Raw genomic sequence first — 18,446 nt, forward strand, 5'->3', positions numbered from 1 at the left:
GGAGCACTCGCGTGAAAAGGACCGCATGGCACTGTATCTATACTTAGTACATTAACGGATAAGTCATTGTTAGCCATTTAACTTGTTGAAATAGTGTGTTCATTTTTTGTGCTAAAGTTATTAGGGGAATATTGATTGAATTGAACTTGATTGGTGTGGCTCGTTAGACAAGTATCACGACAGTGAATGGTTTGACCTCTAAAGTAGGTAAAGGCCGATATGATACCGTTGTGTAGGAGCTGAAATTGGCATTAATTGATGTGTATTGAATTGAGATACAGAATGTTTTTTGTTTGATTAACGCTTATCTGTAGAATTCTATCGAGTATACGTTTGGCTCTGTAGCGTTCTAACCGCAAGTGCATTAAGTAGTAACTAGGTGTTAGATAAGATGATGAATGTGCCCATTTCGCAGCAACAACTTGACCTCTGGTTAGCTGACTTAAATTTAATCGCTGGCATATCAAACTGTAAAGCCACGCTATTAGCATGGAATCCAGTGGGTGAGCTGAGTAGTTTGTTATGTTCAGACGCCGTTGTTGAAAACGAAATACAGGCAATACTAACCCAGTTGAGTGGCAGAAATATTGCTAACCCCAACCCGACGACTACCTCATCTGCATTTACCACTGACCGTTACATTAAAGATTACGCCGCTCAAAACACCATTCAGGATAAGCGAGTTAGCTTGAGCGAACCCATTTTGCAATCGTCGCCGCTAGAGGTTAATCAGCACTGCACATTTTTATCCCCCTCGCAATTATCAGCGTTAGTGGGTGAGGCCGAGTTGATTACGGATACTCAGTTTTACCCAGCTTGGTGCACCAGTATTGTTATCGGTAGTGTCATTTTTATCCCACTTGCTTGGCCATCAGGGGCCAATTTTGGCTTCTTATGTTTTTACCATAATGAGCCACAGGGTGTTGATGCTAAAACATTGCAGCTTACTAAGCTTGTCAGCGACAGTATTCAACGGCAGTTAGCTGACATATTACGCCAGCATAACGCCACAGAATCGCTCAATCGTGGCACGCCCAATAATATTGATGTGATTGATTTACAATCATTCATTGATAGTTTTGACGAACATATCTGGATGAAAAATACCTATGGTATATACACTTTGTGTAATCGTAGCGTCGAACAAGCATGGGCAAAGCAACGCAATGAGATCATTGGGCATTCCGATGTAGAACTTTTTGGTGCCGATACAGCAGATAGCTACCTAGAAGGTGACCGATTTGCGATTGAATCGGGTACGCCTATTATTGTCGCTGAGTGCTTAGCTGGCGCAGAGCCTAAACCCCATCTTTGGTTAGAAACCCTAAAACTGCCTGCGTTTAATGCTGCCGGTGAGTTCGCAGGGGTTATCGGGATGACGCGCAATATTTCAAAGCACAAAGCCGTTGAAGATAAACTGACGCTGGCGACCAATGTATTTAAACACTCCTTTGAAGGCGTTGTAGTAACAGATAGACACGGTAATATTACTGATGTTAATGGCGCGTTTTTTGAGATAACAGGCTATACGAGGGAAGAGTTACTCGGTCAAAATCCACGGATTTTTAGCTCGGGTCGGCACGATAAAGCATTCTTCGATACACTGTGGAGCACATTGTTGGCTGACGGCAAGTGGAATGGTGAGGTTTGGAATCGACGTAAAAACGGTACTATTTTCCCGCAAAATATCACTATCAGTACTATCTATGATGAAGTGGGGGATATTCGCTATTTTGTGGCCGTGTTTGCCGATATTTCAGCCCAGAAAGAGAATGAAGCGCAACTCACGCACTTAGCCTATTTCGACCCACTAACGCACTTACCCAATCGCATGAAGTTTATGATGCAGCTCAAACAAGAAGTGCGACACGCTAAGCGGCTGAACATACAGTTAGCCATTGTGATGATAGATGTCGATTTGTTTAAGCATATCAACGACAGCTTTGGCCATAGCATAGGCGATGAAATGTTGGTTGAACTTGCCAAACGATTACGCGGTCAAGTTGCCGGGCAAGATGTGTTATCGCGGATTGGCGGTGATGAATTTGTGGCGTTAATTTCGGGGATTGATAGTAGTGATGATGCTACGGTTGCCATTAATCAATTGCGGCAAGTCTTTGAACAGCCTTTTATTGTGAGCACGGGCGATCACTTACGTTTAACCGCGAGCATGGGAGTTTCTTTGTACCCGAGCGATGGACAAGATGCCGCCACTTTACTGCGTAACGCCGATGCGGCTATGTATCGCGCCAAAAATGATGGCCGTAATAATTATGCTTTTTATACCGAGTCTTTAACTCAACTGTCATTGGAACACCTTAAGCTGCAAAGCGCCCTCTATGGCGCAATTGAACAAAATGCTTTGTATCTGATGTATCAGCCCAAATTAGATTTAGTGACCCGCAAAACCTTAGGCTTTGAAGCATTATTGCGTTGGCATGATCCCTTGCTTGGTTTAATTTCACCGTCGGTATTTATTCCTGTGGCTGAAAAAATTGGTCTTATTCATGAAATAGGCTTATGGGTGTTAGAAACCGCCTGTCGTCAGGGAGTGCGCTGGCTTAGCGACGGCAAACACTTTGGCCGTATTGCGGTGAACGTCGCCGGACAGCAGTTGCAACGCAGCTCGTTTGTTGATGATGTAAAACGTGTTCTAGCTGAAACGGGTTTACCAGCCAAACACTTAGAACTTGAAGTGACCGAAAGTGTAATGATGCAAAACCCAGATGTAGCCATTAGTGATTTAAAGCGACTTGGCGATCTCGGTATCGAATTATCGGTAGATGATTTTGGTACCGGTTATTCGTCACTAAATTATTTGAAAAAGTTACCTATCCACAAACTTAAGATTGACCAATCCTTCGTGCGGGATATTCCCTTTGATACCAATAATACCGCTATCGCTAAAGCTGTGATTGCGCTTGGGCATGCGCTGAAGCTCGAAATTATCGCCGAAGGCGTTGAAACCCAAGAGCAAGCCGATTTTCTACTGCAAAATCAGTGCGATCAAGCCCAAGGTTATCTCTTTAGTCGTCCACAACTCCCGCAGGATCTCGACGCATTTTTATCGTGAAATGGGCTTAAACCCAATGCATAACAGACTAGCGTCATGCCGCTAGTCGCTTAGGTCTGTGTCTGTTAAAATTCTGCACACTATTTTTTGCGGCGCTCTGTTATGTCTTTTAGTGTTTTATCCTTAAACTCCACGTTAGTGAGCACCTTAGCCAATCTGGGTTATGAAACGCCAACGCCTATCCAATTGGAAGCCATTCCCGTCATTTTAGCGAAACGCGATGTTATGGCTGGCGCGCAAACGGGTACCGGTAAAACAGCCGCATTTGCATTGCCCATCTTGCATCATTTATTAACACTTTGTCCCTCGCCAGATTTAGCCACAGTTAGGCCGATACGCGCGTTAGTGTTAGTGCCAACGCGGGAGTTGGCGGTACAGGTACAACAGAGCTTTGTTAAGTATGCTAAAGGAAGCGATATTCGTGTCGGTATCGCCTATGGCGGCGTGAGTATTGATGCGCAGGTGGCCGTTTTTAATGCTGGTATTGATGTATTGGTGGCAACACCGGGCCGCTTACTCGATCATCTCAGACAAGGTGTACTAAGTCTTAACCAACTGAGTATGCTAGTGTTTGATGAGGCAGACCGTATGCTCGATATGGGGTTTATGGATGAAATTACGGCAGTGCTTAAGCAAGTGCCCAGAGACAGACAAACATTATTGTTTTCTGCCACTTTAGATGCCGCTATTTTTAGCTTAAGCAAAACGCTACTGCGCGATCCCAAGCTGATTGAAGTTGCCAAGCGCAACACTACCGCCACTGAAATTGAGCAAGTTGTTTACGCCGTTGATGCCGACCGTAAAACGGAACTGGTTAGTCATTTAGTGCGCAGTAAAAATTGGCAACAAGTGTTGATTTTTAGCCGAACTAAACAAGGCGTCGATAAGCTCGCTTTGCAGCTTAATAAAGCCAATATTATCACGCAGGCTTTTCACGGAGATTTATCCCAAGGTGCGCGCGAAAAAGTATTGCAGGAGTTTAAACAAGGCAAAATTCAAGTGCTGGTGGCTACAGATGTCGCCGCCCGTGGCTTAGATATTGTTGAACTCAAATACGTGATTAACTTTGAGCTGCCGTTTATTGCGCAGGATTATATTCACCGAATTGGCCGCACAGGCCGAGCGGGCAGTGCAGGGCTGGCTATCACGCTCTTTAGTCAAGATGACGCCCTGTTACTAGAAGAGGTCGAAGTGGTACTCGATAAACGCTTACCGCAACAATGGTTACCCGGCTTTGAGCCTGACTTTAATAAGATGGAAGCTGAGCCAAGACGCAACGGTAAAGCGGCTCAAAAACAGCGAGCCAAGAAGCGTGCATTAGGCAAAAATGGCAGTAGATAGCTGAAATTGTAATAAGCATTAGATGCTCATCTACCGCGTTAAATTAGTAAAGCTGTTTGCATATCATGGATGATGCATGGGGTTGTAACTGGCTGATGTAAACCTATGCTCGGCTCATTATCAAGCGTAATAAAATAATTTAGGCTTGATAATGTTCGTTATTCTATTCGTCTTGGTAGGCTCATCTCTTATCCCCTCGTTTATATGCTTATCCTGAGTGTAGGTTAGTCATCTTGTAACTCCATTCTTTACTGTAAAGCACACCGATACTGCAATGTTTTGCGCTTTACAGGAGATAATCCAACAATATTTAAAAATATCTATACAAAAACTTGATCCTTGTACAAGTATGAGCCGTAATGAAAGTTATAGTTATACAAGGAGCTTACTTATGTACAAGTTTAACCCGCAGCGAATTCAGATTGGGATCAGTGCTTGCCTTTTAGGCGAGAAGGTTCGTTTTGATGGTGGACATAAAAATTCGACCTATTGTAATCAAGAGATTAAGCAATTTTTCGATTATGTTCCCGTCTGTCCTGAAATGGCGATTGGCCTCGGGGCGCCGCGTAAAAGCATTCGCTTAGTCCGTGATGGTGAAACCGTATTAGTGCAAAGCGGTGATGGCAGCTTAGATGTCACTGACAAACTCAACGCGTACAGTGAGAGTAAGGTGCAAGAATTGGACTTTCTCGGTGGATATTTACTTTGCGCTAAGTCGCCTACCTGTGGAATGGAACGCGTTACAGAGTACAAAATTGGTACCAATAATGGTTCTAAATCTGGTATCGGTGTATTTGCCCGTAAGCTTATGGAACGTTATCCGCTATTGCCGGTGGAAGAAGAAGGGCGTTTACATGACCTAGTACTGCGGGAAAACTTTTTCACTCGGGTTTACGCCTACCACGATTGGCAGCTAATGAAGCATGAAGGCTTAACTAAGCATAAATTGGTTAAATTTCACTCCCGTTATAAATATCTGCTGATGGCTCATAGCCCTACATGGTATCGCGATCTTGGGCCAATAGTGGCGCATATCGACGATCTAGAACAAAGCGCAACCCGTTATTTCGAAGGCTTTATGACCGCCTTGAAAATCAACGCAACCCGTAAAAATCACACCAGTACACTGCAACATATTCAGGGTTACTTTAAAAAGCATCTGAGTAAAGAGCAAAAAAATGAACTGTCTGAAGCCATAATGAAATATCACGAAGGTTTATTACCGTTATTAGTGCCTATTACACTTATTAACCATTATTTGCGCGAATTTCCAACGCCTTACATTGAAGAACAAGTGTATTTGCACCCCCATCCTGAGGCATTAAAGCTGCGTTATGCCTACTAGCCAAGCTTTGTTAGGCAGTCTTTTTTGCTTTGTTCGAGTGGGTGATATTGAAATATGAAACAGATGATAGCATCCGCTACCGACATTGAATCTAACGGCGATGCATTATTGCCCATAGGTGAGGTGTCGGCGCTAACTGGGGTTAACGCTGTCACCTTAAGGGCATGGCAGCGCCGTTTTGGCTTAGTGATCCCTGCGCGCACGCCCAAGGGCCACAGATTGTATACCAGCGATAATATTGAAGAAATTCATGAGATCAATACATGGCTAGCTAAAGGCGTCGCGATCAGTAAGGTTAAACCTTTGCTGAATCGTTCAGCTAAATCATCAAATGAAATGCTTCAAAGCCAAGCTGCTGATAGCTGGGGCGAGCAAATCACCGCTTTGACAACAGCATTATTCGACTTTAATCAGCATAAGTTACAGCAGATTCTAGATGATGCTGTTGGCCTGTATCCATTTGTACTTGTGAAAGAGAAGTTACTGCAACCTTGGCTGAATCAGTTAGATGATTTAGTTGTCGATCGACTCGACGCTGACTTAATTATTGCTTGGTTAAAGAGTGAGCTGCTAAGCCGTATCGGTGGTCGCGCAGCCTTTGCTGGTCAAACGGTGTCAGCGCGAATCGCTGTGATTAATTTAACCCATGGTGCACTGACACCGCCGAATTCTACACGCACGAAAACACTTTTTTCACTGTTGTTGTTATTAGAACTTGCGGCGCTGCGAGCATCGGTTATCGACCTTGGTAACCAAACCATTGCGAGTGTGTCACTGTTGAGTAGTCGGCTTAATCTTGATGCGCTTTTACTGCTGCCCGAACCGAATCACTCGGGCACTGAACAAGCAGAAATGCAGGCCGTGTTAGCGCAAATGACGTTTCCATGTCGGTTTGTTGGCCCATTTACCCCGACTTTAACGTCATTATCTGCTTTTTATACACCTTCAATTGCAGACTTAATTGGGCAAGTGTCGGCTCGCTCGACGAGCAAGGCTCGCAAAAGTATCAAACACACTGAAAAAATCGCCGCAGTAAGTCACCGCGAACATCACAAGATTAGGAAAAATCATGACATCAGCTAAACATCATTCAATGGCTTTGCAGCATCAAAATGCGTTGATGTGGTTTCGCCAGGATTTACGTCTTGCTGATAATCAGGCGTTAACCGCCGCTTGTGATTGGGCGAGGGTGAATGGGGCTGTATTGAAAGCGATTTACATCGCTACGCCAACCCAGTGGCAACACCATGATGTTGCACCCATTCAGCTAGATTTTATTGAGCGGCATATTAATTTGCTTGCCCAAGGGTTAGCGAGTTTAGGTGTTGCATTTGAACTTATTCAGCTCGATACCTTTGCCGATGTGCCAAGTTTTATGCTTGATTATTGCCAGCAACACAGTGTTACTCGAGTATTTGCAGGCAAAGAGCCTGAAATTAACGAACAACTACGCGACCAAGCCTGTATTGAATCAGGCATACCTTTGGTATTAACTGACGAGCATTGTTTACTGGCTTCGGGTAGCGTACTTAATTTATCCGGTGGCATGTATAAGGTTTTCACGCCTTTTAGTCGTAAGTGGCGAGACATCGCCGCCCGTAAAGCCATTTTGCCTCTTGATGTTCCTGCGCCGCTTGGGCCAGTCATCAATCAGCCACCGCAGCTGACCTTTATCAATACGCTTAAACTATCAAGCGAACTATGGGCCGCAGGAGAAGGGCAGGCTAAGCGTTTACTATCAGAATTTATTCAACAGAAAGTTCAGGATTATAAGCAAGATAGGGATTTCCCAGCCATCGATGGTACCAGTTCAATATCACCTTATTTGGCGATAGGGGTGCTTAGTTCAAGGCAATGCGTGGCTGCGCTACTACAACGCTTCCCAGAGGTGATTGTTGATGATACTAGCCCAGCTCGAACTTGGTTAAATGAGCTTATTTGGCGTGAGTTTTATCGTCACTTGCTGGTGGCATTTCCTGATTTATCTAAGAATCATAATTTTAATCGTCAAGCGGATAAAGTGCAGTGGCGCAATAATCCCGATGAGTTCACTGCATGGTGTGAGGGGCGAACGGGCTACCCGATTGTGGATGCCGCGATGCGACAGCTTAATCAAACCGGTTGGATGCATAATCGCCTGCGTATGGTCGTTGCCAGCTTTTTAACGAAACATTTGTTGATTGATTGGCGTTGGGGGGAGCGTTATTTTCGTCAAAAGCTGATTGACGGTGATTTAGCCGCTAACAATGGCGGTTGGCAATGGTCTGCCGGTTGTGGGTGTGATGCCCAGCCTTATTTTCGTATTTTTAATCCCATAAGCCAGAGCGAAAAGTTTGATCCAGATGGCAGCTTCATCCGTAAGTACTTACCAGAGCTCGCATCTTGGGGAATTAAGCAATTACATCAACCCAGTGCAGCCAAAACACCGTCTTTGTTTGAAGCGCCGTTATTTAATACTCAAACGGCTTATCCGAGTGCGATTGTTGACCACAGCACCGCAAGAGTCAGGGCGTTAACCGTGTTGGGCGTATTAAAAAAAGCCGCGATTACTTAGATTAGGATTGGAGCAATAACCAGATGATAAATAGTGCCGTGATTAAGCCTAATCCACTCGTGGATAATTTTATTGAACTGTATCAGGCGTTAAATAAAAATAATCTGCATCTGCTGGGGCAAGTGTATGGCGACGACATTATCTTCACTGATCCAATGCATCAAATCAGCGGTCTTGAGTCATTAACCCAGTACTTCGCTAAGTTATATGAGAATGTCCAACACATTCAATTTGAAATCAAAGAAGTGCAGCAGAGTGACAGCCAAGCTTCACTCTTTTGGCAAATGCAGTACCGCCATCCTAAACTAAATAAGGGTCAGTTAATTAGTGTTGACGGTATGAGTCAGCTCAAATTTAACGACAAGATCTATTTCCATAGGGATTATTTTGACCTTGGACAAATGTTATATGAGCAGGTGCCTTTTATTGGCGGCCTTATTCGGTTGCTTAAAATGAGGGCGGCAAAGTGATAAACGCCATTAACGCGATGACACTCAAAACTGTGCTTATTACAGGTGCTAGCTCGGGTATTGGGCTGCAACTGGCAAAGGATTATTTAGCACTGGGGTGGCATGTGATTGCCTGTGGCCGCTCCCTGCAAAAACTTGAAGCGTTAGCACTTAAAGATCTTGGAATTGTCACACTGCTAAACTTTGATATTACCCAGCGCAGCCAAGTGCAGCAGGCTGGCCAAGATTTAGCAGAGTTATTAACACAAACCGACCGTCAGCTTGATTTAGTTATTTTAAATGCCGGCAGTTGTGAATACATCGATGATGCTAAAGCCTTTGATGATGCGTTATTTGAGCGTGTTGTTCATACCAATTTAATTGCAATGGGATATTGCCTTGGGGCATTTTTACCATTAATGCCAAGGGGCTCGCGCATTGGATTGATGAGCTCTAGCGCTATTTATTTGCCCTTTCCACGTGCTGAAGCCTATGGCGCCTCAAAAGCTGGCGTGCAGTATTTAGCATCAAGTTTGGCGCTTGATCTTGTTAAGAGTGATATTGGTGTCAGTCTAATTTGTCCTGGTTTTGTGGCGACGCCGCTGACGGCTCAAAACGATTTTTCTATGCCGATGCAAGTGAGTGTACAAGCCGCTTCAAAAGCCATCCGTAACGGACTCGAACACAATAAACGCGAGATCCATTTTCCGCGCCGCTTTACCTATTTATTAAAATTGATGTCGTTTTTGCCTGCCTTTGTGTGGCAAAAAATGATGGCAAACGACACCCAATCCAAGTCGCTTAAGGACAAGAACTGATGAAAAATATCGCTATCGTCGGCACCGGTATTTCTGGATTAACCTGTGGCCATTTACTCAGCGAATCGCATCAAGTGACCGTATTTGAGGCCAATGATTATATTGGTGGGCATACTGCAACCGTTGATATAGAGCATCAAGGCCAAACCTATGCCATAGACACGGGTTTTATCGTGTTTAACGACAGAACTTACCCAATGTTTGAGCGTTTATTAAAGCGTCTTAAGGTCACTATATTACCAACAGAGATGAGTTTTAGCGTACATAATGCGCTCACTGGGCTTGAGTATAATGGCAACAATTTAGGCAGTTTGTTTGCCCAAAAGCGTAATCTACTCAATCCGCGTTTTTGGGCTTTTTTAAGGGAAATTCTACGTTTTAACAAAAGCTGTAAAGCTATATATCAACAAGATATTTATCCTGATGGCAACTTAGGTGATTACTTAGATAGTGAGAACTTTTCGTCCTTTTTTGCTGAGCATTATATTTTGCCGATGGGCGCGGCGATTTGGTCTTCCAGTATCGAAGATATGCGCTCGTTTTCATTAAAGTTTTTCATCCGTTTTTTTGAACATCACGGATTATTAAATGTCAGTGATAGGCCGCAATGGTATGTGCTAAAAGGTGGCTCTCGTAGTTATATTCCGGATTTAATTGCCCCCTTTAAAGACAATATCCGCCTCAATTCTCCGGTCACGGCTATAGAACGCAATGGCAATGGCGTTAAATTACAGGTTAACGGGCAGTGGTTGGAGTTTGATGAGGTGATCCTTGCCTGTCATAGCGACCAAGCGCTGCGGATGTTAAAGGATCCGACAGCCGCGGAACAGGCCATTCTGGGTGATTTAAGTTACCAAGATAATGATGTTGTATTGCACATGGATACTACCATTTTGCCAAAGCGCAAAGCCGCGTGGGCAAGTTGGAATTATCGTTTAGACGGCAATGCAAAGCGTCCAGCTTCAGTGACTTACAACATGAATATTCTGCAGCAGTTACCTGCCAATGCGCCGACTTTTTGCGTCACTTTAAATCAGTCAGAATTGATTGATACGTCCAAAGTGCTGCGCCGTTTTAACTATGCTCATCCTGTATTTAACGAGGCTAGCCTTAAAGCCCAAAGTCGTCGTGAAGAGATTTCTGGTCAAAACCATACTCATTTTGCAGGCGCCTATTGGCACAACGGTTTCCATGAAGATGGTGTACGCAGTGCACTTGATGTGTGCGCACATTTTGGGGTCAGCCTATGACACTTCTTAATATGCCAGAGCTCAATATGGGAGAGCTTAATAGCAGTATTTATTATGGCACTGTGTCTCACAGCCGTTTTACGCCGATTAAACATAGTTTTGACTACGAAATGGCGCTGATGGCCATCGATTTAGATGAAGTCGATAAAATTAGTGCTATGGGACGAGTTTTTGCGAGCCAGCATCGCGCTTTACTGCGATTTAATCCTCAAGACTACTTAAGGTCTTTTACGAAGAAAACCAATGAAAGTAATGCCGTTGCCGTGGCGGATCCGAGCGTGGCAGCACTCAAGAGCCGAGTATTGACGCAAGTGACTGAGTTAGGTGGGGCTAAACCATGTGACCGTGTACTGTTTGTTGGTCAGATACGTCATTTTGGTATTTATTTCAGCCCAGTTAACTTCTATTTTTGTTATCAAAATCAAACACCGTTATACATGCTCGCAGAAGTGAGTAATACCCCTTGGGATCAACGTCATTGTTATTTGGTGGATTTAACAACGCCAAAAGCCTCTGACAAGGTTTTTCACGTATCACCTTTTATGTCATTGGACATGCGTTATCTCTGGCACGTGTCAGCCCCAAGTGAGCGCTTGAATATTGGTATTGAAAACCAGTCGGCGCAAGAGGACAGTAAAAAACTGTTTAACGCCAATTTAGTGATGAAACGTCAACCTATCAACGCCAAGAATTTACGCACGCTTCTGTTTCGCTTCCCTTTTATGACGCTTAAGATCTTTTTCGGGATTTATTGGCAAGCGTTAAAACTCTTTTTCAAACGTGTGCCTTTTGTGCCGCATCCAGCTCAGATGGAGAAATAACATGGAAAATACTGCTTCGCAAACCTCAATCACCACAGAGAAACTGCCCGACAGTATTGCGCGTAAGGTGTTACTTAAGGCGCTTGAAAGCTTACCTCATGGTTGTTTAACTTTAGTTGAAGGCGATAAGAGTTATCGTTTTGGTGAGGCTCAAACTGATTTGCATGCCACTTTGGTGGTTAAGCATCCGAGTTTTTATCGTCAAGTGATGCTTGCCGGTTCTATTGGCGCGGGGGAGGGGTATATCCAAGGCCATTGGACCAGTCCAGATTTAACCACAGTGGTGCAATTGTTTGCCCGTAATTTAGCTTTGCTTGATAGGATTGAGGCCAAATTCTCTTGGTTAACAGGCACGATAAACCGAGTTAAGCATGTACTTAATCGTAATTCACAAGAAGGTTCAAAGCGTAATATTCTTGCCCATTATGATTTAGGTAATGCCATGTATGAGCAATTTCTTGACCGAGAAATGCTGTACTCAAGTGCGCTGTATCCCCATGAAGAAGCCAGTTTACAAGAGGCGCAGCAGTTTAAGTTAATGACTATCTGTGAGCGACTCGATTTACAACCGGGCCAAACTCTATTGGAAATCGGTACTGGTTGGGGAGCTTTGGCTATTTATGCGGCCAAACATTATGGCGTACATGTGACGACGACAACGATTTCTGATGCTCAATATGCCTACGCCAAAGCGCGTGTCGCACAGGAAGGATTAAGCGATAAAGTTACCCTGTTAACGGAGGATTATCGCAATCTTACGGGCGAATATGACAGAGTCGTTTCTATCGAAATGATTGAAGCAGTGGGGCATGAATATTTACCCGGTTTCTTTAAAAAGTTGGAATCATTGTTAAAACCTGATGGGCGCATGTTGCTGCAAGCCATTACGATTGCTGACCAACGTTACGATAGCTATCGCAAAAGCGTTGATTTTATTCAACGTTATATCTTCCCTGGTGGCTGCTTACCTTCGGTTAGCCAAATGGCGGGTCATATTGCCAAGCAAACGGATATGGTGGTTTGGTCGCTCAATGATATGGGGCTTGATTACGCTAGAACCTTAAAGCATTGGCATGAGAATTTTGACCATGCCCTAGATGAAATCCGCACATTAGGCTATGGCGAAGACTTTATCCGTATGTGGAAATTCTACTTAAGTTATTGTGAAGGTGGATTTTTAGAGCGTACGACTAGCACTGTCCATTTGGTTGCGGTGCGTCCTGATTATCGTCTGCCCGTAGCACAATCACTGTAGTGGGAGGAGACCATCACATCAGGTTACTTAGGTATCAGTGAGGAAAAAATGAAATCGATGTTAGCTAACTCTCGTCATCTTCCGAAACATCAGGGTTTTGTTCTCTACAATGCCCTTAGTTTTCAAGTCGTATGGTGGTCTAGTGTGCTTTGGCTTAATTTGTCGCTTTTGCTGACAATACCGCTGTTATTCGTGCATTTTATTTTATTGTCTTCATCGGGAAAGAGTCAGTATCGTAAAATAGATTTGGGCTTGATGTTGAAGATTGCTGCTTTGGGAATAGGCATAGACACAGTGTTGTCAGTTTTAGGCGTGTTTGAGTTTGCTGTTTTCCCTTGGTGGCTTGGCTGTCTGTGGTTGCACTTTGCGTTGAGTTTGAATCATAGCTTGGCTTTTATGCGGCCTTTACCACTAATATTTCAGGCGCTAATCGGCGGCATATTTGGCTCGTTAAGTTATTTGGCTGGGGCAAAATTTGATGCGGTGCTCTTACCCTATGGCACTGTGATTTCTGTATTAATCCTCTTTGTTGTTTGGTCTATTTTACTGCCATTTGCAGTTCAATGTGCTAATCCCTATGGTTTTAATCGTCGTTCTAAAGCTCGCTCTTTCAAGGTATTTTGACGGTAATTGAATCGGTCGCAGTAGCGTGGCTAAACATGGGTAATATTTTGCAGTGAAGGAGAGTTCCTATGGCAGTTATTTTTAATCGTTATTGCAACTTAAAGCTTAGTTTATCGTGTCTTAATTCAAGCAGCTTAGGTTTGTTGTTGCTTAGTCTATTAACTGTGCCTTTAGCTGCACGAGAGGTGGATACTTTAGTGTCAACGACTGCCGCTGTTGAAAGTACATGGATTAGTGAGCCTAAGCAGAAGTTCCTAGAAGTGGGCCGTGGAGAAATGGATTGGCTGTGGTTTAGTTTATATAGAGCCAAACTGATAACGCTAACTGGCCGTTATCAACAGGGACAATATCCTCTACTACTCGACATTGAATATTACCGAGATATTGCAGCTGAAGATTTGTTAGAAGCAACGCGGGATCAATGGCAACATTTACAGTTTTCTGCCGATGATATTGCGCGTTGGCAAGATTTATTAGCTGCGACTTGGCCCGATGTGAAGCCGGGCGATCATTTAAGCTTTAAGGTTATCGATGAACAAACCAGTCAGTTTTTCTTTAATCAACAGCCATTAGGGGTTATGCACGATGCGAATTTCGCTGCAGCGTTTTTAGCCATCTGGTTATCTAAAGACACCAGTCGTCCGAGTTTGCGGGCGCAATTACTCGGAGAAAAATCATGCGACTGTTAAACACCTTGATAGGCAAAAAATTGATTGGTAGAAAGTTGTTTTTAGGCTGCTTAATGATAGGTTTGCTATCGAGTTGCTCCTCAGTGGAAGTCACTGATTATAAAGATACTTCCCCGACATTAGTGTTGGAATCATTTTTTAACGGTCCTTTAAAAGCTTCTGGAGTAGTGCATGATTTTAGTGGCAAAGTGATCCGAAAATTTAATGTCACAATGGAAGCCAGCTGGCAGGGGAATGAAGGCGTTATTAATGAGTGGTTTGTGTACGATGATGGCGAAACTCAAACTCGAGTATGGAAGATTATAGTCTTAGGTAATGGACAATACACAGGAACCGCTGGCGATATCTTAGGCACGGCGTTGGGGCAATCGAGTGGGAGTGCATTACGTTGGAAATACGATATGTTGTTGCCTGTAGATGGCGATGAATATCAAGTGCATTTCGATGATTGGATGTTCTTAGTTAATGACAATACCATTATCAATCAGAGCGATATTATTAAGTTTGGTGTCACGGTCGCTCAGGTTACTTTAGTGATTCAAAAATAATATTAATTGATTTATGGCGTTAAGTTGATCGTCGACTCATCAATTCCCCATCATTTTGAAATACCTAACTGAAATTACAGTTAGGTATTTCAATCTACGTCGTTTGAGCATGCGCTGAGCTATTTTACTGTGCAGTAACTTCGTTTAACCCTAGCACGTTTAAATTTCAGAGTGATACCGAGTCGTAATCACTTAAGTTTTATCCCACTAAACATCTCGTGATATATAGGGTATTAACCCGCTTGACGATTGTTATCTATCGTTTTTTTATCATAATATTCAAACGGAAATAGATTGCGAATCCTTTGCTTCACATTGTCACTCACGTTAGCTGAAATGTGTAAGCGTACATCGCCAGATTTTTCAGCTCTAATAGTGCATGTCAGTTTTTCTACTTTAGCGATTTGGCGACACTCTCGCTCGAACCGTTCGGGGATCTTGCCTTTATGTTGAGTCATACGGCCATCTTTAAAATGTATTTCAAAAAGAGTCAGCCCTTTTTTACTACCAAATATCAATTTGTAGACCAGAAATATTCCAATTGCGACAAAAATGAGTTTTAAAATATTGGCTGTCATAACGCCTCCTAGTCATGTTTATTAAGCCAAGATACCTTGTAGTGGCTTGTTTTAACAGTGCGCTAACACGCAATTTTGAGTTGGTAATCAAATACACAATTAAACTTAAGGGTATAAGAGAGATAAACTGCTTGGGCTAATTTAGGATTTAGATAATAGATAGAATAACATTTGAGTCTGAACAGTTTGCGCCAACAGCTGAACTCGGGAGTAAGTCAGTTGCTAGTTAAAATAAAGATACAAAAAAGCCACTCATTGAGTGGCTTTTTTGTTTATATGGTGCCGGCACCAAGAGTCGAACTCGGGACCTACTGATTACAAGTCAGTTGCTCTACCAACTGAGCTATGCCGGCTTAAGCTTCGTAAAAAACTCTATCGAATTTGTTACTTTAATAGTGGTGCCCGAACCCGGAATCGAACCAGGGACACGAGGATTTTCAATCCTCTGCTCTACCGACTGAGCTATTCGGGCAACTAACTAAGCGTTAGTTAACTACTTTAAACTAAGTCGTAAAGACCTTGTTCGTTCGAAGTGCGCGTATAGTATAGTGCTCGCTTTGGCTGTGCAAGCCCTTTTTAAATGACTGATTAACTATTAAACAAAAATCGAACATTTATTTGATTCTTCCACTTTACTCATATTGAGTCGCTGAAAGTTTCAGCATTTTAGTGACGATAGCGCTCCCTTTGGGATGATTAGGTTAGCTTCTGCGCTCGTTTATTTTGTGTTAGGGAATAACATTAACGCTTAAGTCATTCAGCTTATGCGAAGGAGGGGATGCTGACTGCGAAGATTTATTAGCGTTACACCGCTTTTATCGATAGCAGGTTTTGGTAGCTATGCTTATCTGTAACTCTGATTTTGATGTAAATTTTTACTGAACAATCGCTTAAGAATCTAGATCTGGAGCTATTGGTATTGTAAAGAGTCAGTCAGTTGCGATTTTTGATGAGTTGTTAGTCAAAATTCAGATACAAAAAAGCCACTCGACGAGTGGCTTTTTTGTTTATATGGTGCCGGCACCAAGAGTCGAACTCGGGACCTACTGATTACAAGTCAGTTGCTCTACCAACTGAGCTATGCCGGCTAAAACGTCGTAAAAACTCTATATAACTTTAGAATCTATTACGTTAAATAGTGGTGCCCGAACCCGGAATCGAACCAGGGACACGAGGATTTTCAATCCTCTGCTCTACCGACTGAGCTATTCGGGCAACTAACTAAGCGTTAGTTAACTACTTTGAACTCGTTGGCTGAGCCGTCTCGTTCTAAGTGCCGCTATATTAGCTAGGCTGTTTATCCTCTGCAAGTGCTTTTTCCCAATTAATAACTCGTTCGACGGTTTAATGTGCAGCTTGGCTGTTTTTTATCTTTTATTCTGCGAGTTTAGGTCAATATCATTCGTTGACTATACTTTTCAAGGCCAAGAGATACTGATGTTTACTATAGAGTTGTGCTCATAAATCCCAGCTTTCGGCTTACTTTCTAAAATTTAGAAAGATATGAGCGATTTTTACTGATTTTAGTTTTTAAATTTAGACTTATGATAATGAATATTATTTCATGGAAGGCATGAATAAAGCGCGAGTACGGAGTCGCAGTATGTTTCGAAATAATCAGTTTTCGTATGGGATAACTGCAATAGTGACTCATTGGCTGAGTGCGATTGTCGTTATTGGGTTGTTTGCCCTAGGTGTGTGGATGGTGGAGTTAACCTACTACAGTGCTTGGTATCAAACAGCGCCCTATCTACATAAGAGTATCGGTATTTTACTCTTGGTGGTGACGTTATTCCGTTTGTTGTGGCGCTTAGTTAACCCTAAACCCGTACTTGAGGCGAATCATAAGCCTTGGGAGAAGCAGGCGGCTCATATTGCGCATTTAGCTATCTATGCCTTGCTGCTGGTGATCATGTGTGCCGGCATTCTTATTTCAACGGCAGAAGGCCGTGGAATTATGGTGTTTGACTGGTTTGAACTACCAGGATTTGGACCTTTTTTTGAAAACCAAGCCGATATAGCAGGCGATATCCACCAATACGCAGCTTATAGCTTAATCGCACTCGTGGTGATCCACGCTGCAGGTGCGTTAAAGCATCACTTTATCGATAAAGACGCAACTTTACTCAAAATGATTAAATTTAATCGAGGATAACACAATGAAAAAGCAACTGTTAAGCGCACTGATTGGTGCATCTCTATTGGCTCCGATGGCGGCTTTTGCGGCGGACTATGTCATTGACAGTGAAGGAGCACATGCCTCTATTACTTTCAAAGTGAGTCACTTAGGTTATAGCTATGTCGTTGGTCGCTTTAATGATTTTAGCGGTGACTTTAGCTATGACGCGGCTAAACCCACTGCGGCTAAAGTGAATGTGACAGTAAATACGCTTAGTGTGGATTCAAACCACGCCGAGCGTGATAAGCATATTCGTAGCGCCGATTTCCTAAACACGAGTCAATTTGGGCAAGCGACGTTTACCTCAACCACAGTTGAAGATAAAGGTAATGGCGACTTAGTGATTAACGGCAACTTAACCTTAAATGGTGTCACTAAGCCATTAGCGATCAATGCCCATGCAGTGGGCGAAGGTCAAGATCCTTGGGGGGGCTACCGTGCTGGTTTTACGGGCACAACTACCTTTGCGATGAAAGATTTTGGCATCAAAATGGATTTAGGCCCAGCTTCTAGCCATGTTGAGTTAGATCTTGTGGTTGAAGGCGTGCGTAAGTAACGCTCAGTTATTCTTCACAAGATTAATAAACAAAAAGCGCCGAAAGGCGCTTTTTGTAAGCTTTATCGTTAAGTTAACGACAAGAATTAATCTTGGTCTTTTTCAGGCACAAAACCTTCAATTTCTACTTCTTTACCTTCAAAGAGGAAAGCGGTCATTTGTTCTTCAAGAAACTTACGATCATCAACATTCATCATGTTGAGTTTCTTTTCGTTGATCAGCATGGTTTGCTTTTTTTGCCATAGGCCCCAAGCTTCTTTGCTGATGTTATCAAAAATGCGCTTACCTAAATCACCTGGATACAGTTGAAAGTCTAGGCCGTCGGCTTCTTTATTTAAATATACGCAATTGACTGTACGCGCCATG

Annotated in this window: 17 protein-coding genes and 4 tRNA genes; 15 read left to right on the forward strand and 6 right to left on the reverse strand. The window is 43.1% G+C overall.

The features are described 5' to 3' along the window. Positions 1 to 391 precede the first annotated feature (391 nt). The 13 genes from ACRN9H_RS01410 (at position 392) to ACRN9H_RS01470 (ending at position 14,767) form a co-directional block, all read left to right on the forward strand. Positions 392 to 3,073: a putative bifunctional diguanylate cyclase/phosphodiesterase gene (locus ACRN9H_RS01410; RefSeq protein ID WP_432312142.1), complete on the forward strand. Its 2,682-nt coding sequence runs from the start codon at positions 392 to 394 to the stop codon at positions 3,071 to 3,073. Positions 3,074 to 3,175: 102 nt separating this feature from the next. Next, positions 3,176 to 4,414, forward strand: coding sequence for a DEAD/DEAH box helicase (locus tag ACRN9H_RS01415; protein ID WP_432312143.1), 1,239 nt, complete (start codon positions 3,176 to 3,178; stop codon positions 4,412 to 4,414). Positions 4,415 to 4,805: 391 nt separating this feature from the next. Continuing rightward, on the forward strand, positions 4,806 to 5,759 hold the full coding sequence (locus tag ACRN9H_RS01420; RefSeq protein WP_432312144.1) for a YbgA family protein: 954 nt from the start codon (positions 4,806 to 4,808) through the stop codon (positions 5,757 to 5,759). Between the two features lie 54 nt (positions 5,760 to 5,813). Beyond that, on the forward strand, positions 5,814 to 6,842 hold the full coding sequence (locus tag ACRN9H_RS01425; RefSeq protein WP_432312145.1) for a MerR family transcriptional regulator: 1,029 nt from the start codon (positions 5,814 to 5,816) through the stop codon (positions 6,840 to 6,842). Next, positions 6,829 to 8,313 carry a deoxyribodipyrimidine photo-lyase gene (phrB, locus tag ACRN9H_RS01430; protein ID WP_432312146.1) on the forward strand — a complete coding sequence of 495 codons (1,485 nt, stop codon included), beginning with the start codon at positions 6,829 to 6,831 and terminating at the stop codon, positions 8,311 to 8,313. The genes ACRN9H_RS01425 and phrB overlap by 14 nt, the downstream gene beginning before the upstream one ends. A gap of 23 nt (positions 8,314 to 8,336) precedes the next feature. Continuing rightward, the gene (locus ACRN9H_RS01435; RefSeq protein WP_432312147.1) at positions 8,337 to 8,783 is read left to right on the forward strand and encodes a nuclear transport factor 2 family protein; all 447 of its coding nucleotides are present in this window, start codon (positions 8,337 to 8,339) and stop codon (positions 8,781 to 8,783) included. 17 nt (positions 8,784 to 8,800) lie between these two features. Beyond that, positions 8,801 to 9,580, forward strand: coding sequence for an SDR family NAD(P)-dependent oxidoreductase (locus ACRN9H_RS01440; protein ID WP_432312344.1), 780 nt, complete (start codon positions 8,801 to 8,803; stop codon positions 9,578 to 9,580). Then, a complete protein-coding gene (locus ACRN9H_RS01445; RefSeq protein ID WP_432312148.1) occupies positions 9,580 to 10,830 on the forward strand; it encodes an NAD(P)/FAD-dependent oxidoreductase in 1,251 nt (416 codons plus the stop codon). Before ACRN9H_RS01440 ends, ACRN9H_RS01445 begins: the two co-directional genes overlap by 1 nt. A gap of 26 nt (positions 10,831 to 10,856) precedes the next feature. After that, complete coding sequence (locus tag ACRN9H_RS01450; protein ID WP_432312345.1) at positions 10,857 to 11,651, forward strand: DUF1365 domain-containing protein; 795 nt, start codon at positions 10,857 to 10,859, stop codon at positions 11,649 to 11,651. A 1-nt stretch (position 11,652) separates the two neighbouring features. Continuing rightward, a complete protein-coding gene (locus ACRN9H_RS01455) occupies positions 11,653 to 12,906 on the forward strand; it encodes a class I SAM-dependent methyltransferase (protein WP_432312149.1) in 1,254 nt (417 codons plus the stop codon). A gap of 48 nt (positions 12,907 to 12,954) precedes the next feature. Beyond that, positions 12,955 to 13,530: a DUF2878 domain-containing protein gene (locus ACRN9H_RS01460; RefSeq protein WP_432312150.1), complete on the forward strand. Its 576-nt coding sequence runs from the start codon at positions 12,955 to 12,957 to the stop codon at positions 13,528 to 13,530. Positions 13,531 to 13,598: 68 nt separating this feature from the next. Continuing rightward, complete coding sequence (locus ACRN9H_RS01465) at positions 13,599 to 14,219, forward strand: chalcone isomerase family protein (protein ID WP_432312151.1); 621 nt, start codon at positions 13,599 to 13,601, stop codon at positions 14,217 to 14,219. After that, complete coding sequence (locus ACRN9H_RS01470; protein WP_432312153.1) at positions 14,207 to 14,767, forward strand: DUF3833 domain-containing protein; 561 nt, start codon at positions 14,207 to 14,209, stop codon at positions 14,765 to 14,767. The genes ACRN9H_RS01465 and ACRN9H_RS01470 overlap by 13 nt, the downstream gene beginning before the upstream one ends. A gap of 233 nt (positions 14,768 to 15,000) precedes the next feature. Here the strand turns inward: ACRN9H_RS01470 and ACRN9H_RS01475 are convergent, their stop codons facing one another. The 5 genes from ACRN9H_RS01475 to ACRN9H_RS01495 all read right to left on the reverse strand — a co-directional run bounded on the left by ACRN9H_RS01475 (position 15,001) and on the right by ACRN9H_RS01495 (position 16,560). Then, positions 15,001 to 15,345 (reverse strand): DUF3634 family protein, encoded by a 345-nt coding sequence (locus ACRN9H_RS01475; protein WP_432312154.1) that lies wholly within the window; start codon positions 15,343 to 15,345, stop codon positions 15,001 to 15,003. A gap of 277 nt (positions 15,346 to 15,622) precedes the next feature. Beyond that, positions 15,623 to 15,698 (reverse strand) — tRNA-Thr (locus tag ACRN9H_RS01480). A gap of 43 nt (positions 15,699 to 15,741) precedes the next feature. After that, positions 15,742 to 15,817: transfer RNA gene (locus ACRN9H_RS01485), tRNA-Phe, on the reverse strand. A 540-nt stretch (positions 15,818 to 16,357) separates the two neighbouring features. Next, a tRNA-Thr gene (locus ACRN9H_RS01490) sits at positions 16,358 to 16,433 on the reverse strand. A 51-nt stretch (positions 16,434 to 16,484) separates the two neighbouring features. Further along, a tRNA-Phe gene (locus ACRN9H_RS01495) sits at positions 16,485 to 16,560 on the reverse strand. A gap of 388 nt (positions 16,561 to 16,948) precedes the next feature. Between ACRN9H_RS01495 and ACRN9H_RS01500 the strand changes: the two genes are divergently transcribed. Next, positions 16,949 to 17,500, forward strand: coding sequence for a cytochrome b (locus ACRN9H_RS01500; RefSeq protein WP_432312156.1), 552 nt, complete (start codon positions 16,949 to 16,951; stop codon positions 17,498 to 17,500). 4 nt (positions 17,501 to 17,504) lie between these two features. Beyond that, a complete protein-coding gene (locus tag ACRN9H_RS01505) occupies positions 17,505 to 18,080 on the forward strand; it encodes a YceI family protein (protein WP_432312157.1) in 576 nt (191 codons plus the stop codon). A gap of 86 nt (positions 18,081 to 18,166) precedes the next feature. Here the strand turns inward: ACRN9H_RS01505 and ACRN9H_RS01510 are convergent, their stop codons facing one another. Beyond that, positions 18,167 to 18,445 carry an oxidative damage protection protein gene (locus ACRN9H_RS01510; RefSeq protein ID WP_432312158.1) on the reverse strand — a complete coding sequence of 93 codons (279 nt, stop codon included), beginning with the start codon at positions 18,443 to 18,445 and terminating at the stop codon, positions 18,167 to 18,169. Between the last annotated feature and the right edge of the window lies 1 nt (position 18,446).

Origin of the sequence: Shewanella sp. MF08487 (assembly GCF_050848685.1) — a bacterium.
Taxonomy (GTDB): Bacteria; Pseudomonadota; Gammaproteobacteria; order Enterobacterales; family Shewanellaceae; genus Shewanella; species Shewanella glacialipiscicola.

Bases quoted from the DNA above. Each gene is read 5' to 3' on its own strand.
- ACRN9H_RS01410 (WP_432312142.1), top strand. From the start codon at position 392: ATGATGAATGTGCCCATTTCGCAGCAACAACTTGACCTCTGGTTAGCT.
- ACRN9H_RS01415 (WP_432312143.1), top strand. From the start codon at position 3,176: ATGTCTTTTAGTGTTTTATCCTTAAACTCCACGTTAGTGAGCACCTTA.
- ACRN9H_RS01420 (WP_432312144.1), top strand. From the start codon at position 4,806: ATGTACAAGTTTAACCCGCAGCGAATTCAGATTGGGATCAGTGCTTGC.
- ACRN9H_RS01425 (WP_432312145.1), top strand. From the start codon at position 5,814: ATGAAACAGATGATAGCATCCGCTACCGACATTGAATCTAACGGCGAT.
- phrB (WP_432312146.1), top strand. From the start codon at position 6,829: ATGACATCAGCTAAACATCATTCAATGGCTTTGCAGCATCAAAATGCG.
- ACRN9H_RS01435 (WP_432312147.1), top strand. From the start codon at position 8,337: ATGATAAATAGTGCCGTGATTAAGCCTAATCCACTCGTGGATAATTTT.
- ACRN9H_RS01440 (WP_432312344.1), top strand. From the start codon at position 8,801: ATGACACTCAAAACTGTGCTTATTACAGGTGCTAGCTCGGGTATTGGG.
- ACRN9H_RS01445 (WP_432312148.1), top strand. From the start codon at position 9,580: ATGAAAAATATCGCTATCGTCGGCACCGGTATTTCTGGATTAACCTGT.
- ACRN9H_RS01450 (WP_432312345.1), top strand. From the start codon at position 10,857: ATGGGAGAGCTTAATAGCAGTATTTATTATGGCACTGTGTCTCACAGC.
- ACRN9H_RS01455 (WP_432312149.1), top strand. From the start codon at position 11,653: ATGGAAAATACTGCTTCGCAAACCTCAATCACCACAGAGAAACTGCCC.
- ACRN9H_RS01460 (WP_432312150.1), top strand. From the start codon at position 12,955: ATGAAATCGATGTTAGCTAACTCTCGTCATCTTCCGAAACATCAGGGT.
- ACRN9H_RS01465 (WP_432312151.1), top strand. From the start codon at position 13,599: ATGGCAGTTATTTTTAATCGTTATTGCAACTTAAAGCTTAGTTTATCG.
- ACRN9H_RS01470 (WP_432312153.1), top strand. From the start codon at position 14,207: ATGCGACTGTTAAACACCTTGATAGGCAAAAAATTGATTGGTAGAAAG.
- ACRN9H_RS01475 (WP_432312154.1), bottom strand. From the start codon at position 15,345: ATGACAGCCAATATTTTAAAACTCATTTTTGTCGCAATTGGAATATTT.
- ACRN9H_RS01500 (WP_432312156.1), top strand. From the start codon at position 16,949: ATGTTTCGAAATAATCAGTTTTCGTATGGGATAACTGCAATAGTGACT.
- ACRN9H_RS01505 (WP_432312157.1), top strand. From the start codon at position 17,505: ATGAAAAAGCAACTGTTAAGCGCACTGATTGGTGCATCTCTATTGGCT.
- ACRN9H_RS01510 (WP_432312158.1), bottom strand. From the start codon at position 18,445: ATGGCGCGTACAGTCAATTGCGTATATTTAAATAAAGAAGCCGACGGC.